Annotated in this window: 12 protein-coding genes; 1 reads left to right on the forward strand and 11 read right to left on the reverse strand. The window is 36.4% G+C overall.

The window, feature by feature from the left end; genetic code table 11:
• Positions 1 to 75: 75 nt before the first annotated feature.
• Positions 76 to 960, forward strand: a complete 885-nt coding sequence (locus ACFILT_RS07595) for a metallophosphoesterase family protein (RefSeq protein ID WP_375679835.1) — start codon at positions 76 to 78, stop codon at positions 958 to 960.
• Positions 961 to 2,337: 1,377 nt separating this feature from the next.
• Here ACFILT_RS07595 and ACFILT_RS07600 read toward each other — a convergent pair.
• From ACFILT_RS07600 to ACFILT_RS07650, 11 genes are all read right to left on the reverse strand, one after another.
• Complete coding sequence (locus ACFILT_RS07600; protein WP_375679837.1) at positions 2,338 to 3,162, reverse strand: outer membrane protein; 825 nt, start codon at positions 3,160 to 3,162, stop codon at positions 2,338 to 2,340.
• A 451-nt stretch (positions 3,163 to 3,613) separates the two neighbouring features.
• Positions 3,614 to 6,559 carry a bifunctional [glutamine synthetase] adenylyltransferase/[glutamine synthetase]-adenylyl-L-tyrosine phosphorylase gene (locus ACFILT_RS07605; RefSeq protein WP_375679839.1) on the reverse strand — a complete coding sequence of 982 codons (2,946 nt, stop codon included), beginning with the start codon at positions 6,557 to 6,559 and terminating at the stop codon, positions 3,614 to 3,616.
• Positions 6,560 to 6,629: 70 nt separating this feature from the next.
• Complete coding sequence (locus ACFILT_RS07610; protein WP_375652306.1) at positions 6,630 to 8,012, reverse strand: ATP-binding protein; 1,383 nt, start codon at positions 8,010 to 8,012, stop codon at positions 6,630 to 6,632.
• Positions 8,009 to 8,695 carry a winged helix-turn-helix domain-containing protein gene (locus tag ACFILT_RS07615; RefSeq protein WP_375678993.1) on the reverse strand — a complete coding sequence of 229 codons (687 nt, stop codon included), beginning with the start codon at positions 8,693 to 8,695 and terminating at the stop codon, positions 8,009 to 8,011. Before ACFILT_RS07615 ends, ACFILT_RS07610 begins: the two co-directional genes overlap by 4 nt.
• Positions 8,696 to 8,767: 72 nt before the next feature.
• On the reverse strand, positions 8,768 to 10,279 hold the full coding sequence (locus ACFILT_RS07620; protein WP_375611163.1) for a Do family serine endopeptidase: 1,512 nt from the start codon (positions 10,277 to 10,279) through the stop codon (positions 8,768 to 8,770).
• 218 nt (positions 10,280 to 10,497) lie between these two features.
• Complete coding sequence (locus ACFILT_RS07625) at positions 10,498 to 10,908, reverse strand: cytochrome c-type biogenesis protein CcmH (RefSeq protein WP_375678992.1); 411 nt, start codon at positions 10,906 to 10,908, stop codon at positions 10,498 to 10,500.
• A gap of 1 nt (position 10,909) precedes the next feature.
• Positions 10,910 to 12,889 (reverse strand): heme lyase CcmF/NrfE family subunit, encoded by a 1,980-nt coding sequence (locus tag ACFILT_RS07630; protein ID WP_375678991.1) that lies wholly within the window; start codon positions 12,887 to 12,889, stop codon positions 10,910 to 10,912.
• Positions 12,890 to 12,896: 7 nt separating this feature from the next.
• A complete protein-coding gene (gene ccmE, locus ACFILT_RS07635; protein ID WP_375678990.1) occupies positions 12,897 to 13,376 on the reverse strand; it encodes a cytochrome c maturation protein CcmE in 480 nt (159 codons plus the stop codon).
• 77 nt (positions 13,377 to 13,453) lie between these two features.
• Positions 13,454 to 14,224 (reverse strand): tetratricopeptide repeat protein, encoded by a 771-nt coding sequence (locus ACFILT_RS07640; protein ID WP_375611159.1) that lies wholly within the window; start codon positions 14,222 to 14,224, stop codon positions 13,454 to 13,456.
• A 234-nt stretch (positions 14,225 to 14,458) separates the two neighbouring features.
• Positions 14,459 to 15,877 carry an ATP-binding protein gene (locus ACFILT_RS07645; RefSeq protein WP_375628213.1) on the reverse strand — a complete coding sequence of 473 codons (1,419 nt, stop codon included), beginning with the start codon at positions 15,875 to 15,877 and terminating at the stop codon, positions 14,459 to 14,461.
• Positions 15,877 to 16,542 carry a response regulator transcription factor gene (locus ACFILT_RS07650; protein ID WP_375631805.1) on the reverse strand — a complete coding sequence of 222 codons (666 nt, stop codon included), beginning with the start codon at positions 16,540 to 16,542 and terminating at the stop codon, positions 15,877 to 15,879. The genes ACFILT_RS07645 and ACFILT_RS07650 overlap by 1 nt, the downstream gene beginning before the upstream one ends.
• Positions 16,543 to 16,553: the final 11 nt, after the last annotated feature.

The following is a 16,553-nucleotide window of genomic DNA, read 5'->3' on the forward strand; positions in this document are numbered from 1 at the left end:
AATCTTTCTTGCCTTTAAGCACTAACTTATCTTATGTTTATTCTTTAAATCGTTTTTAATACTTTACGAGCTTTTATGTTTTATCTTGCCCATATATCGGATGTACATCTTTCCCCTCTCCCGCAACCTTCCCTTTTTGAACTTTCTGGGAAACGTCTTACCGGTTATCTGAACTGGCAAAAAAAACGTAAGAGTCAGATGGCAACAGATGTCCTAGAAACTTTAATAGATGCCTTGAACAAAACAAAACCTGATCACCTTGTGATCTCTGGTGATCTTGTAAATCTTGCTCTCGATAAAGAATTTGTACAAGCTCATCGTTGGCTACTTAACCTAGGAAAACCTCAAGATATTTCTTTGACATTTGGAAATCACGATGCCTATGTCCGCGGCGCTTTACAAAAAGCATGCACTCTCTTTAAACCTTGGATTACAGGTGACATCTCTCAAAAAAGTGCCTTTCCTTATATGCGCATTCGCAAAGATGTTGCCATCATAGCAGCTTCTTCGGCCATTGCGACATTGCCTTTTCAAGCTTCTGGCTATTTTGGTAAAATGCAAGCGCAAACTTTACCGCTCTTTTTAAAGGAAGCAGCACAGCGCAACCTTTTTCGTGTCGTCATGATTCACCACCCCCCCTTTCCAAAGGCAACGTCTTGGCATAAAAAACTACGGGATATAAAACGTTTTCTAGACGTTATCAAATACCACGGTTGTGAGCTTATTCTTCACGGACATACTCATTTACCCACATTGAATTACATTGAAGGACCAATTAAAAAAATTCCTATTGTTGGTGTTCCTTCCGCATCACAAGCTTTTGGTGATAAAAAACCGCCCGCAGGCTTTAATTTATTTTCCATTGAACGCTTACAAAATCAATGGCATTGCCAATTACAACGTTATAGCATTATCAACCCCAAAAACGAGATTGCATGTACTGAAACAATTAATCTTTAAACACCTTCATAGTTGCCCAAACAACCAAAAATAAAAATATTTTTATTTCATATCCCTTTGGAAATCATAATTCTTATTTCCCTTTTTCTCCTTAAAAGATAAAGTTTCACCTTCTCTGTCAATAGATCAATTTTTCTCAGACAGTTCCATCTGCTGCCCCAACTTATGTGACTAGCTTTTTACAAACTTATCGGTTTTCTTCCTTCCCGCTCTAAAGGACGAAAATTCTACCACATCTGATTTATAAATAATTCGGATTCTTGTCTCACGGGTTCCAGCTGCTAATTGCGCATGTGATTTACTTCACAAAGCTCTACACATAAACCCTGCTTTGAATTTCATCATCCACTCCTCCAAAAGCATCTAATGCGTAAAATCCTTATATTACTACAATGATGATATTTTATAGAATAATAGAGAAGCTCATTCAGCTTCTATACCTGAAAATCAATGGCTAAAAAAGCCAAATAATAACTAAAGTATATAATTTAAATAACCCAACCTACTTGTGATTCATAAACAAATGATGTTGAATGATTTATCGTAAATAGATTTGAAATGATCCATTACTATTTCACTCAAAATTTATTATCGTACATTAAAAAATTAGGAAAAATAATAGATTATATTTCGATAACAGACATAGGTAATAATGTTTTTTATGTCTCAATAAATTCCTAATTTTCTCTCTATTTTTTCCTATAAATCACTTTATAATACTCTTTATAATTATTTTATTATTGAGTTATATTGCGGATGTAATTTTACGTTCTTTAGAATTTTTTGCGAGCTTTTTGTTATTAAATAAAATATTTTACGATACCGCAAAACAGAAAAGTTGATTGTATGAAAGATCTTTCAAATAAAATAAAATGCCATTAGCTTGCCAATTCACATGTTGGTTTAAAAAAGCATCTTTTAAAGCACCCAAACCCATTTCCCGACGGTACCTATGAATGATGTAATGTTAAGTCCATTTAGCAACACCATCTTCACGTTTATGGAAAAGCAAGCTAGTATCAAAATCTCACACTTTGCCACCCCCTAATGTAGCGACAGCCTTTAGCACTTAAGATGGTTCATAAGAAGCATTTTTATTCTTTCTTTAATGTTTTTATCTCACGACGCCCCCTCTTTTTGACGTGCAAAAAACATGGTTTTGATTGGTTCAATATGGTATAGGTTTAAAATGAGAAAATCTTATGACACTTGGGTCTCTCACTCAACATGACAAAAAGTAATTTATATTTACAAATCAAAGTATTGTTCGAATAAAATAGTAGCTCTTTTGAGTAAAGGATATTTACTAGAACATATCTGAAAAATAAAAGCCTCATTCGAAAATGAGACTTTTGAAGTGTTTAATTCTGCAAAAAATTAAAATTTATAAGCTACACCCACACGAAAATCATTTGTCTTGTAGCCCATTTCAAATTTATCCTGTATGAACTTCTTTTTGCCAAAATCTGAATAACGATATTCTGCACGTACAATAATATTATCAGTCATTGCAAAATCAATACCACCTCCAAGGGTATAACCAATCATGGTCTTTTTTTCATCATGCAACCAATCAGAAAAATCAACTTCTCCATTTTTGCTATCAGTAACTAACCCAAAAATATTCTGAAGCTGCGTATAAGCAATCCCTCCAGAAATATAAGGCATCATACGCTCAATCGCAAAACCAACTCTCACCCGTGTAGCACCAGCCCATTTTTGTTTTAAAGTATGACGTACAGCTTTAATAGGTGTTGTCGAATCCTCCTCATGCAAATCTCTTGTTAGACTTGTTTTTTCTACAAGTTTTGGTGTTTCTTCAGTTGGACTTTTTTTCGGTAGATTGACATCTTTAGAATCCTTTTTACCAGACCACATAATATCTGTATCAATACCTATAATAAAACTATTATCGATATCAATATTGGAACCCGCATAAACTCCCCCGATAAAACCAGAAAGTTTAGGTAAATTCTCCTTTCCAATTGGATTCCATATCCCTGTCTCATGTTTTAAATAACTTGCAGTTGTTTTACCTGAAAAATTACCAATCTGTCCTCCAAGATAAAATCCTGTCCAAGACAAAGCAGGCGCTGGAATAACAGGAACAGGTTGTTCAGGAATAACGATATCCGACGCCTGTACTACAGAAATTGAAATTAAAGAAAATATAGATGTTGAGGCTAAATACTTTGTAATCATAATTGCTCCCCTAAAAGCTAATGTGATACATAAATAATGATAAATCGTTTCACAATTTTTTGAAAAAATCTATAGCAAAAATGACACAGTTAAAAAATTAAAATTAGTTTTAAATAAAGCTTAAATATTATTTATAATTTCCAGAAGCTATTAATCTATGGTAGCTTTTATAGCTTCATATTGATCATTATTATCTGGAATAATATAAATAATTATAATGTCAATTTTTTGAAAAAATGAGATAACGCTCATAAAAAATATGATTCACTAAATTAATCACTCATCGCTTTTTGTATAAAGAATGATACCTAGAATGGAGAATTTTTTCATCACACTTGAAAAAACAGTAGAGAACTTCACTCTAACCCTCTCAAGCGTCTATGAAATGAAAGACAAAAATTAATATATAAAAATGGAATTAATAATTTTTATTTATTCTTATAGAATTATTTTAATGTTTCATGATTTTTGTAAAAACTGAACAGACCAATTGCTCAGTTTCTGCAATTAATTTTTCCACACGAAGCAAATCAGGTTCCCCAACACTATTCAACAAAAGGTCACTTAATCCAGGTGGCATGTCATTGGGATCAAGAGAATCATTTAAGCAAAGCCGTATAATTTGACTCAAATTTGTATAAAGACGATAGGCATAATGTAAATCAGCAATACATGACTGATTAAGAAAACTGTTTGGTAAGTGATCTAAAATATCCGCTGTCGTTGCTCCAATTTGAAACTCAATGACATGCGTAATAAGAGAAAATTGAGCAATAAACTCCAAATCCATAATACCACCAGACATCGTTTTTAAATCCCATTGATTTTTTGGCGGCTTTTCTTTTGCAATCAAGGCACGCATTTCACATACTTCTTTTGCAACTTCCTTCTTATCACGAGAAATAGCAATAATTGCACACACTTCATTTTCTAGCTTTTGTAAAAAATCAGGGTCTCCTGCAATGCCTCGAGCCCTTGTTAAAGCAAGATATTCCCATATCCATGCTTCTTGGCGATAATACTTTTTAAAAAATGGAAAAGAAACAGCAATAGGTCCTTTATTGCCTAATGGCCGTAACCTTAAATCAACGACATAAAGAATACCTTGGCTTGTAAGAGTGGATAAAGCAGAAACGAGGCGTTGTGCTAAACGCGTATAATATTGAGAGATATAAAGAGGCTTTTCTCCATCAGATATTTCTGCATCATCATCGTGTTCATAAAGCAAAACGAGGTCAACATCGGAATCTGCTGTTAATTCGCGACTTCCAAGCTTCCCCATACCCAATATGCCAACACGCCCTCCTTTAATACGACCATGAAGACGAGAAAATTCCTCTTGAACGGTAGCAAATGTTTTTGTAATCATAAGATCAGCAAGCGCAGTAAAAGCAAAACCCGCTCTTTCTCCTGTAATTGTACCGTTTAAAATTCGAATACCAATCAAAAAACGTTGTTCATCTGCAAAAATCCTTAAATGGTCAAGAATTTCCTCATAAGAAAGAACATTTTCAAGAAAATATTCAAGCCGTTTTTCTAAGTACGTTTTGGTCGGTAATTCTGAAAGAATATTCGGATCTAACATTCCATCAAAAACATGGGACCTGCGTGTAATAATTTCTGCAAGACGTGGAGCAGCCCCCATAATAAGGACAAGCATATCCAAAAGAGAAGGATTAGACTGCAAAAGACTAAAAAGCTGAATTCCTGAAGGTAAGCCCTGTAAAAAACCATCAAAACGCAACATCGCCTCATCAGCTCGTTTTGTCCCACCAAAAGCTTTCAAAAGAGCTGGTGTTAATTCCGTTAATCTCTCGCGTGCTTCGGCTGATTGCGTTGCTTTATAACGACCAAAATGGAGCGTGCGCATAATACGACAAATATCACTTGCTCTTTCGAAGCCTAAACGGCTTAACGTTATTAATGTCTCCGGATCATCTTCTTCACCGGTAAAAACTAAATTACCAATTTCTAAACCAAGTTCTTGCTCATTCTCAAACAGTGCAGCATAATGTTTTTCAACAATCTGAAGTGTTTTTAATAAATCACGGATAAAACTGCTACTGTCTTGATAACCCATTAAATAGGCAACACTCGTGAATTGAGCAGTATCATTTGGAAGAAGATGTGTTTGTTCATCGAAAAGCATTTGAATACGATGTTCCACATTTCGAAGAAAAGCATAACTTTTTATAAGGCTATTTCTCGTTTTCTCACTGATCCAACCAAGCGTGTGAAGTTCTGCTAACATTGCAACTGTCTGACGTCCACGTAATTGAGGAAAACGTCCACCAGCAATGAGCTGCTGTGTCTGAACAAAAAACTCAATCTCACGAATACCACCACGACCTAACTTTATATTATGCCCATAAGCTGCAATTTGACCGTAATTTTTATGCGCATGAATTTGACGTTTGATCGAATGAATATCAGCAATAGCAGCATAATCTAAATATTTCCGCCACACATAGGGAAAAAGCTCTTTGAGAAAGTTAAAACCTGCCCTCTTATCACCAGCAACTGGACGTGCTTTAATCATGGCTGCTCGTTCCCAATTTTGCCCACGCCCTTCGTAATAACGCAATGCAGTCCTTACTGGTAAGGCCAAAGGGGTTGAACCTGGATCTGGACGAAGACGAAAATCAAGACGAAAAACATATCCTTCCGCAGTGCGTTCTTGAATGATACGGATTAATCGGCGTACCATTTTAGAAAATACGTCAACACTTTCAGAAAGATTACCAATATGAGGTGATGTTTCATCAATGAAAACAATAAGATCAATATCAGAAGAATAATTAAGTTCCCCTGCTCCTAACTTTCCCATCCCTAAAATAATTAAACCACAGTCTTTTTCTGGATTCTCACGGCTTAATAAATTGATCTTACCATGATCATGCGCTTCTCTTAATAGAAAACGTAGTGCTACACTTAATGCTGCTTCGCCCAAACGTGTCAACCAAGCACATGAAACTTCGTAAGTAAAAACACCACCCAAATCAGCTAAAGCAATAAGAACATGCGCTTCTCGTTTTTTGCGCCTTAAAGCAGCCATCAATGAAGTTTCATTTATAGCTTCATCCTTATCAATAGCTGTAATATCATCTATAATTTCGCTCAGCCTTGTTTCTATATCAACATTTAATAAAGCACTAAGATATGATGGGTTGGTAATTAAAACCTCACGCAAAAAAGGAGATAAGGTCATAACCGAACTGATAAAATCAATCTGCGTTCCACTCTCTGAAATGATGGCAACAAGCGATTCTAAACCTTCTTTCCTTGCTTGTTCTTCCATGTCTTTTAACCATTGGGAACCACTTTTATCGAGAGGACATAAAGGGAGAAGCTGTGTTTTTAAAAAAGCTTGTTTCGTCTGTGCTCCCTTGAAAAGCATTTTGCTTTCCTTTCTATTGCTTTATACTTTTAAAATAGTTGTTACGTATGAAAAGTGAAGAAAAATATCTTTAAGGAAATAACAAAACAGCCCTAAGCCCTGGATTTGCATTTTCAAGTAACAATTCACCCCCGTGAAGCTTCATAACCGCTTTTGCTATACTTAAACCAATCCCAAACCCAGGTTGTGTGCGGCTTTCTTCAAGACGAACAAATCGTTCTGTCACTTTTTCACGTTTATCCTCTGCTATTCCTGGTCCATTATCGCTCACAACAACTAATAAATGTTCATCACGATATTCCATTGATAAGCAAACCTTCGCTTGCCTTCCACCTTTAGGCGCATATTTAATTGCATTATCTATAAGATTAAAAATTGATTGCGCAACAAGCTCACGATTCAATTTTAGCTCTTTATCAAATATATCTCCCAACTGAAGTAAAACACCTGACTCTTCAGCAAAAGGTTCGTAAAGCTCAACAGCATCCTCAAGGATCAGTTTCATATTCATCATTTCAAGATGTTCAATTGCACTGCTGGCCTCAATACGTGAAATCATTAAAATCGCATTGAACGTACAAATAAGTTGATCTGATTCTGCAATAACCCTATCAAGGACCTGACGATATTCAAGCTTTGTCTTATTTCCTGAAAGCGCCTCTTCAGCGCGATTTCTAAGACGCGTTAACGGCGTTTTCAGATCATGAGCAATATTATCTGATACTTGACGTAAACCAATATTTAACTCTTCAATGCGGTCTAACATAACATTAAGATTGGTTGACAATCGATCAAACTCATCCCCTACTCCAGAAACAGGTAAACGCCCACTGAAATCACCATCCATCAAGCGCTGTGATGCAGCCGTTACATGATCAATCCTTTGTAAAGCTCTCCTGCCAACAAAAAACCATATGAGTAAAGCGCCTCCAACCATTGCAGCAAGTGCAATGATCACAGCTTTGCGAATAACAACAGCAAAACGTTCTGGCTCATCCAAATCACGTCCTATAAGAATCTTCATAGCATTAGGTAAATCAACAATAACCGCCAAAGCACGATGTTCACTTGTTTTGCCATGTTCTCCAAAACGGGAATACAAAAAAGAGGTAGAAATAAAACCACTCTGATTCAAAAGACCTAATTCAATACGTGCTACATTTCCTGCTAAAATACGCCCCATAGAATCTGTAACAAGATAAAGAAATGCTCCTGGTTGTCTTGAACGATAATCAATAGTGCGCATTAATAAGGATAATCCCCCATAATTATAAGCATTTTCAATATACTTTAATTCTTCATGTAAAGCCTGTTCAGTTTGCTCTGTTAACAATGAAGCAGAAAATGCCGTCATATAAATAGAAAGTCCTGTTGCCACCAATCCAAACAATAAAATGTAAAGTGCTGAAAGCCTTAGCGCCGTCGTGCGCATTATATTAATCAAACGATTCATGCTTTGTTATCTGGTACTTTCAGCATATATCCAGCTCCACGCACTGTATGGAGAAGGGGAACATTAAAATCTTTTTCAATTTTGGCTCTCAAACGAGAGATATGGACATCAATGACATTCGTTTGTGGATCAAAATGGTAATTCCAAACGTTTTCCAAAAGCATAGTGCGTGTAACAACCTGCCCCGCATAACGCATCAAATATTCAAGTAAACGAAACTCTCGTGGTTGCAATAGAATGTTTCTATCACCTCGTTTTACCGTATGTGCTAACCGATCAAGCTCAAGATTACCTACACAGTAAACAGTTTCTGCTTCTTTAGGATTTTTCCGCCGTTGTAAAACTTCAACACGCGCAAGAAGTTCAGAAAAAGCATAAGGCTTTGTCAAATAATCATCTCCCCCTGCACGCAGCCCCGTTACACGATCATTAACTTGCCCTAAAGCAGACAGAATAAGAACCGGTGTTTCATTGCCTTTAGCGCGCAATTCAGCAATAATAGAAAGACCATCACGATGCAAAAGCATTCGGTCAACAACCATAACGTCATAATTTTCCGTGGTTGCTAAAGCGTATCCCGTATCTCCATCATAAGCAACATCAACAGAATGCCCTACTTCCAAAAATGCTTTTTCGAGATAATGCCCCGTCTCATGATCATCTTCAATAACGAGTATCTTCATAAAACGTATCTCCATTATTTTATTATGTTGTAGGACAAATATTTAATAAACATTTGTCCTACAACTAAAGCCTTATTTTTTGAAAATTGGAAGAGCAACAAAACGATTTTGATCATTTGTTCGCACTTGTAAGAGTATAGCCTTTCGTCCTAACTGCTGAGCATTTTTGATTGTGTTAATAATATCAGAGACTCGTTTAACTGGTTTATTATTTACTGTCACAATGATATCACCAGGGCGTATCCCTTTATCTGCAGCATCTGAATCGGTATCGACATCCGTTACGACAACCCCTACACCATCATCAGAAGGCATAACAATCAAACCATAATCTTCCAATGTTTCATCTAAATCACTCTGTCCATTTGAATATTTTGAAGTCTCTTTCTTACTTTCATCTTCAGACATTGAAGCGAGTTTAACCTTTATACTCTCCTCCTTACCTGATCTCCAAATCCCTATGGTTACCATTTCTCCTGGTTTAATATTTGCAATACGTTTCGCCAGCTCACGCGCATCAGCAACTTTTTCATTATTCACTGAAATAATTACATCACCCGCTTTAATACCAGCCTTTTCTGCCGGTCCTTTTAACGGATCAGTAACCAAAGCACCTTTGGCTTCTTTCAATCCTATTGAATCGGAAATCTCCTTTGTTACCGGCTGGATCTGAACACCTAACCAACCACGTTGAACTGAACCTTTTTCAATAAGTTGTTGTACAACCTGTTTTACAGTCGCTGCTGGAATAGCAAAAGCAATCCCAACATTTCCTCCAGAAGGAGAAAAAATTGCTGTATTAACCCCAACAACCTTTCCATTAAGATCAAACGTTGGACCACCAGAGTTTCCTCTATTAACAGCAGCATCAATCTGAATAAAATCATCGTACACACCAGTGCCAATATCACGTCCACGTGCAGAAACAATACCTGCTGTCACAGTTCCACCAAGACCAAATGGATTCCCAATGGCAACAACCCAATCCCCAACACGAAGCTTTGAATCATCACCAAAATCAACATAAGAAAATTTTCTTTTATCATTCACTTTTAATACGGCAAGGTCGGTTTTTGGGTCTTTCCCAATGAGCTTTGCGTTCAATTCTGTACCATCATCAAGAACAACAGTATAACTTGTTCCGTCAGAAATCACATGATCATTGGTCACAATGTAACCATCAGATGAAATAAAAAAACCCGATCCAAAAGCAACAGGACGGAGTCTCTGCGATTGGTGCGGAAATTTATTTTTAGGTTTATCAAAATCATAAAACTCTTTAAAAAATCTTTTTAAAGGATGCTGATCTGGTAATTGATCAAGTCCTGGACCACTAAAAAAGTTGCTAAAGAACCTATCTTCTTTCTTTTTATTGCTCTTTACTTGTACTGCTACAACGGCTGGTTTCACTTGAGCAACAATATCGGCAAATCCCTGTTGTTGCATTAACGAAGTAAATACAGAACTTGCATGAGCCTTTGTCATCCACAAGCTTGATGTACATCCACTAAAAAACAGTGCACTTTCCAATATCGCAGAAAAACTCACTGCGACAAATGTTTTAAAGAAAGCCTTTTTAACCATTTATTCTATGCTCCTATTCAATCATACCTTTATTTCAATTCCGATCACTTATAAAATACCAGACCTTACCGTTTTCTGTCTAAATTATTAAAGTTTTGTAAGGTTTCAGTATTCCCTAATATAATTACAATAAGATTGTCTGCTCATTGCAGATGATCTGATTTTTTTCTTTTATGTAACATTTTTTTTAATGCAATGACATTTTTGACTGTTCTTTTTCATTCACATAACGCATGATTATTTCGTTTGAAGTGGAAAAATATGATACTTACGCCAATGATAATAATGATCAAAGGCGAGAACCACAAAAACCAAGTTATCTTATTCAATGGTGGTTTCAAGAGAATAAATTCACCATATCGCTCAACAAGAAAGTCAGTGACTTGCTGATTACTATAGCCCATTTTTAGCCTTTCCCGAATTAAAAGCCGTAAATCACGTGCTAAAGCAGCATCTGAATCATCAATTGATTGATTTTGACAAACAGGACAACGTAAATGCGATGAAATATGGCGTGCTCGCGCTTCAAGAATCTTATTCTTTAAAATCTCATCCGGCTCTACTGCTATTGCTAATCGAAAAGGAAACGTTGCAATTAAAAAAAATACAATCCAAAGAATTTTTTTCATCTCAATGTCTTTTCCAAAAATTTAAAGCAAGCACTACCCTATTGTACATGCCAATGCGAAACCAATACCCCAAAAGAGAAAGACATCCCCCCATAGCCATCATGAATGCCCCTAACCAAATACATATTACATAAGGCTTCCACCATACGTGCACAACGAGACCCCGATTATCAATATGTCCCGGTACAATATATAGCTGTGATAAGCCATGATTTTTAAGACCAACTTCTGTTGTTGATGTATTTTGGCTTGAATAAAATCGCTTTGAGGCTGTTACATGACCTACAATGTTTTTATTTTTATATATTTTAAAATAAAACTCCATTGTCGAATAATTCGAACCAACACCATCATACACTGCATCAAAATGAAGCGTTTTATCCGCTATCGTCACCCTATCCCCTACGTTCATGATTAAAATACGTTCTTGCCCAAAACTTGCTACGCAAACAATACCAAATAATGTAACGCCTAATCCCATATGTGCTATTGCTGCACCAAAAGTAGACCATGGCAATCCAAGAAATCTCTTAACGCGTACTGAAAAAGCTCTCTTGCCATATCCACTCTTTCCCCATAGATCCGCTAAACTGCCTAAAAAAACAAACGCTGAAAGCCCAATCCCTAAAACTACAAAAATATCACGCACAGATGTCGCATAGAATATTATAAAACAGACGATACCAACCAATACAAAAACAAACCACAAGCGTTCAAAAACTGCAAGAAAATCACCGCGTTTCCATGCCATCATTGTCCCAAATGGAACAAACAACAACAGCAAAACCATTAGCGGTCCACAGGTAAGATTAAAAAAAGCAGCCCCTACAGAAATTTTTTGCCCTGTTAATATCTCAATAAAATAAGGATAAAGCGTACCAATCAATACTGTTGCTGTTATTGTTGTCAGTAACAAGTTATTTAAAACAATAAACCCTTCACGTGAAATTGGTTGAAAAAATCTTTCTGTTTTTAAAATAGGGGTACGCAAAGCAAAAAGAAGAAAAGCAGCTCCCGTAAAAAAAAATAAAAGAGCAAGAATTGCTTGCCCGCGTGCTGGATCAACAGCAAAACTATGAACAGAAACTAAAAGCCCAGAACGCACAAGAAAAGTTCCCATCAGAGAAAGGGAAAAAGTAAGCAGCGCTAAAAACAGAGTCCAACTTTTCAATATTTCTCGTTTTTCGAGAACAAGAGCAGAATGTAAAAGAGCCGTTCCTGAAAGCCAAGGCATAAACGAAACATTTTCAACAGGATCCCAAAACCAATAGCCCCCCCATCCTAGCTCATAATAAGCCCAATAAGAGCCAACCATAATACCCAATGTCAAAAAACACCAAGCAAGTAAAAGCCACGGACGAATCCCACGCGCCCAAATTCTATCAACATGTCCCATAATCAATGCCGCAACAGCAAAAGAAAAACAAAGTGAAAAACCGACATAACCTAAATAAAGTAGCGGTGGATGAATTGCTAATGCGATATCTTGTAAAAGAGGATTGAGACCATTTCCCTGCAATGCTGGTGGATTTACGCGTAAAAATGGATTGGATACAAAAAGAATAAATAAAAGAAAAGCAGTTGTAATCCAACTTTGGCAAATTAAAACAAGCGTCTTAAAATCTTCTGGCAAATGTTGGCTAAAAAAAGCCATCAATGCGCTAAAAAAAGCAAGACTTAAAACCCATAACAACATAGAGCCTTCGTGGTTGCCCCAAACACCTGTAATTTTATAGAGCATCGGTTTTTCTGAATGAGAATTCTCAACAACGTTCAAAACAGAAAAATCAGATACAACATAAGCATAAATTATCACTAAAAAAGATAAAAGCAGTAATGTAAAAGTGATATATGTTAGAGGAACAACTGTTTGCATTAACAAACGCTCTCTCCACCAAAAACCTAAAGCAGGTAAAAATGCCCCTAATAAGCTTACTGAAAATGCTGCAGCTAAAAAAATATGACCCAGTTCGACAAGCACAATCGAATTATTTCTCCATAATGTAATGTTTTTTCAAACGATCAGCTGTTTCTTTAGGCATATAAGTTTCATCATGTTTTGCTAAAATACGCATCCCTATAAAAAAGCCCTGTTTATCGAAATGCCCTTCTACGATCACCCCCTGACCTTCACGAAAAAGATCCGGTAAGGCACCATTGAAAACTACTTTTTCATGTTTTTTGTTATCCGTTACAAAAAAAACAACACCTCTCTCTCCAACATATTGAACAGTTCCCTTTTCAACAAAGCCACCCAAACGCAAAGGGCGCTCCGTTAAAATATCTTCTCTTGTAATTTCAGAGGGCATTCTAAAAAAACTGACCGCATGACGCATTGCATACACTATGAGACTTGCTGCAATTGTTATAACCAAACAACATAATAATATGATCAGTAAGCGCTTTTTTTTTCGCTGCTCTAAAATAACCTTCCATGAGGCAGAATTCTTTAAAGATTGACTGTTCATAGACACTCTGCGAAAAAATTTTAAATACATTATAATTAAGTATCAATATTTTATTTTTTAAGAGCTTTGCACATCTTCTACATAGGTGCAAGATTTCTTTTCTTTGTATGCTCACTCGATAAATCACGTAACTGAATCATCATTTTTTTAACACGTGATTGTCCTGAAAAATTTTCAGGCATTGTATCAAGAAAGCTTTGTAAAAATTGTACTGCCTGCGCAGTTTTTCCTGCTTGATGCAATGCATCGGCCAACAATAAACGTGGATAAAAATCTGTTGGCGCTAAATCTGCTGCTTTTTGAAAAGCATTTTGCGCTTCTTGCGTTATCACTCCCCCTTCATAACCAACCAATGCTAAACCGTATCCTACAAGCCTTGGAGCTGTTTCTCCATTCAAACGAAGTGCATCTAAATAAGTATTCACTGCTTCTTGAAAAAGGCTTTCTTCGAGATACCCTACCGCTAACGCATCTGCTAGCTTGCCATCATGAGGTGCACGGAAAAAAAGCACTTGTAAACGAATAAGCTTTTCTTGCTTACTAAGAGTTTGAGGATCCTTATCCATTAATTCGCTAAAAAAATAACTTTTCACTTCTGGATTGCCTGTCAGCCCATAAATATTCCATGTCATAAGGAGAACAAACAAAATACTTAAAGCCTTAAGAATATTCCTTTTTTTATAATGCATATAAAGCTTGTTAAACTCAATCATACGCTTATGGCTTCTATAACCATCCACGGTTTGAACTTTCCATTCTTTTTTTATCTCATCGTCAAACCGTAGTGAAAGAAAAAGAACACTTGCCAGAAAAATCAGAAAAAATGCTGCAAAAATTAATAAGAGCATATCGTTTTTTTCCAATACGAACAGAGAATAACTCACTTACATTTTATCCTCTTCATGAGAAAAATGATGTGAATTAATAAAAATTCATTTTTTCATGGAGAATATTATAAAATCTATTATATACATCAATTAAACAAAGAAACTAAAAACAATGTTTCCCTACTCTTTGATGTATTGTCTGAAAATACTGCTTTACAAACTTTATAGACATTTCTTGCTTAAGGAGAAAATATGTTATTCTCCCATCTTAGGTAATAAAACTTTTGCATACAATCCACCCAAATCAGAACGTGATAAAAAGAGATTGCCACCATATTCACTGACCATATCTGAAACAATTGCTAACCCTAAGCCTGACCCTAGTTTACTTTCATTAAACCGCCGCCCTCTTTTTAATGCTTCATCAATTTTGTCTTCTGTTAAACCAGGACCATCATCTTCTACAAAGATACTAAAATATTCTGTTTCTTCAGCATTTTCTTCTAAACAACAAGAGATCAAAACCTTTGCGCGAGACCACTGAGTAGCATTTTCAATCAAATTTCCTATAATTTCTTCTAAATCTTCCTTCTCTCCAGAAAAAACAATATCATCAATATCCATAATAAATTGAATTTGTTTTTCAGGATTAAGCTTTTTCATAACCCGCACCAAGCGTTCAAGCACACTGCGAACAGACGTATGATAGACAACACTATCGCATTGTGCTGCAATCCGCGCACGTTGAAGATAATGATTGATTTGAGCTTGCATTATTTGCGTTTGCTCTCTCAACAAACTAGCCTTTTCTCCGCGCATCTTATCTGTCTCATTCATAATCACGGATAGAGGCGTCTTCAATGAATGCGCGAGATTACCAACCTGTGTGCGAAATCGCTCAATAATACGCTGATTATTATTAATGAGAGCATTCATCTCTTGTACAAGCGGCATCACTTCGCTTACTAAATCCGTATTCACATAATGAACTCTTCCTTCGCGAATATCATTCAATGCACGTCGAATAAGCTTCAACGGTTGAAAACTAAAGAAAATAATAGCAATATTAATAAGAACACTCCCGATACCGAAACTCCAAAGAAAAATTTGCAAAGTTCGCTTAAATTCCTTTACCTGGGCATGAGCTTCATCGATATTCCCAACAAGCCGAAAACGTGCAATATGATTTTTATTATCAAGAACAACATCACTCTCAATCACTTGTAGCTTTTGACCATTGTTCCCCGTTATCCGATAAGAGCGAAAGAATTTATTGTCAAAAGGTATATCAACATCACTTGGTGTAAATATCTCGCCTGTTCCCAATGAGGGAGATGTCAATCTTCCTTTTAAATTATGGGATATCGCAACAACTTCCCAATACCATCCTGTTGTTGGATCAGAATAACGAATATCATCAATCCCAGCCCCACCTATCAAAGTACCTTCCGATGACACCGTCACTGTTGCAATAAGACTGTAGAGTTGAGCAGAAAGGATACGCTCTAGGCTTTGTTCAGTCGAACGCTTATAAAATAAAATACTTACTGCAGAAATCGATAAAAGAGAAATAACAACCCATAATGTTGATAAGATCATAACACGTAAACTGAGAGATCGAGTAATTACAAAAAAGAACCTCCTATACCAATTATTCTCTTCAAAAACATTCATTAATCACCTCGCGTTCTCACGCGATATCCCATTCCTCGAATAGTTTCAATCAAATTCACTCCAAGCTTTTTCCGTAACCGACCTACAAAGACTTCCACCGTATTCGAATCCTTATCAAAATCCTGATCATAAAGATGTTCAGTAAGCTCTGTTCTTGAAATGACCCTGTCACAATGATGCATGAGATACGAAAGCAGTCTGAATTCATAAGATGTTAGTTTAATCAATTGACCATCCACAAAAACACGAGACGTCTTTGTATCCAACAAAACATTTCCGCAACATAATGCACTTGTCGCATGTCCCGTAGTGCGACGAATTAATGCTCGCAAGCGCGCCATCACTTCCTCCAAATGAAATGGCTTCACAACATAATCGTCAGCTCCAGCATCAATACCTTGCACCTTATCAGACCAACGGTCTCGCGCCGTTAGCATTAAAACAGGCATGGAGAGCCCTTCTTGACGCCACTTTTCAACAACACTAATACCATCAATCTGCGGTAAACCTATATCAAGTATCACCGCGTCGTAAGACTCTGTGCTCCCTAAAAAATAAGCCTCTTCACCATCGAAAGCACTATCGGAAACATATCCTGCACGTCTTACAGCTTCTGCTAATTGATGGTGAAGATTCCGATCATCTTCAACGATTAAGATACGCATCACAACACCAT

Origin of the sequence: Bartonella sp. AP7XZML (assembly GCF_042195745.1) — a bacterium.
Classification (GTDB): Bacteria; Pseudomonadota; Alphaproteobacteria; order Rhizobiales; family Rhizobiaceae; genus Bartonella.

Excerpts from the sequence above, each read along its gene's own strand:
- ACFILT_RS07595 (WP_375679835.1), top strand. The coding sequence starts at position 76 with ATGTTTTATCTTGCCCATATATCGGATGTACATCTTTCCCCTCTCCCG.
- ACFILT_RS07600 (WP_375679837.1), bottom strand. The coding sequence starts at position 3,162 with ATGATTACAAAGTATTTAGCCTCAACATCTATATTTTCTTTAATTTCA.
- ACFILT_RS07605 (WP_375679839.1), bottom strand. The coding sequence starts at position 6,559 with ATGCTTTTCAAGGGAGCACAGACGAAACAAGCTTTTTTAAAAACACAG.
- ACFILT_RS07610 (WP_375652306.1), bottom strand. The coding sequence starts at position 8,012 with ATGAATCGTTTGATTAATATAATGCGCACGACGGCGCTAAGGCTTTCA.
- ACFILT_RS07615 (WP_375678993.1), bottom strand. The coding sequence starts at position 8,695 with ATGAAGATACTCGTTATTGAAGATGATCATGAGACGGGGCATTATCTC.
- ACFILT_RS07620 (WP_375611163.1), bottom strand. The coding sequence starts at position 10,279 with ATGGTTAAAAAGGCTTTCTTTAAAACATTTGTCGCAGTGAGTTTTTCT.
- ACFILT_RS07625 (WP_375678992.1), bottom strand. The coding sequence starts at position 10,908 with ATGAAAAAAATTCTTTGGATTGTATTTTTTTTAATTGCAACGTTTCCT.
- ccmE (WP_375678990.1), bottom strand. The coding sequence starts at position 13,376 with ATGAACAGTCAATCTTTAAAGAATTCTGCCTCATGGAAGGTTATTTTA.
- ACFILT_RS07640 (WP_375611159.1), bottom strand. The coding sequence starts at position 14,224 with ATGCTCTTATTAATTTTTGCAGCATTTTTTCTGATTTTTCTGGCAAGT.
- ACFILT_RS07645 (WP_375628213.1), bottom strand. The coding sequence starts at position 15,877 with ATGAATGTTTTTGAAGAGAATAATTGGTATAGGAGGTTCTTTTTTGTA.
- ACFILT_RS07650 (WP_375631805.1), bottom strand. The coding sequence starts at position 16,542 with ATGCGTATCTTAATCGTTGAAGATGATCGGAATCTTCACCATCAATTA.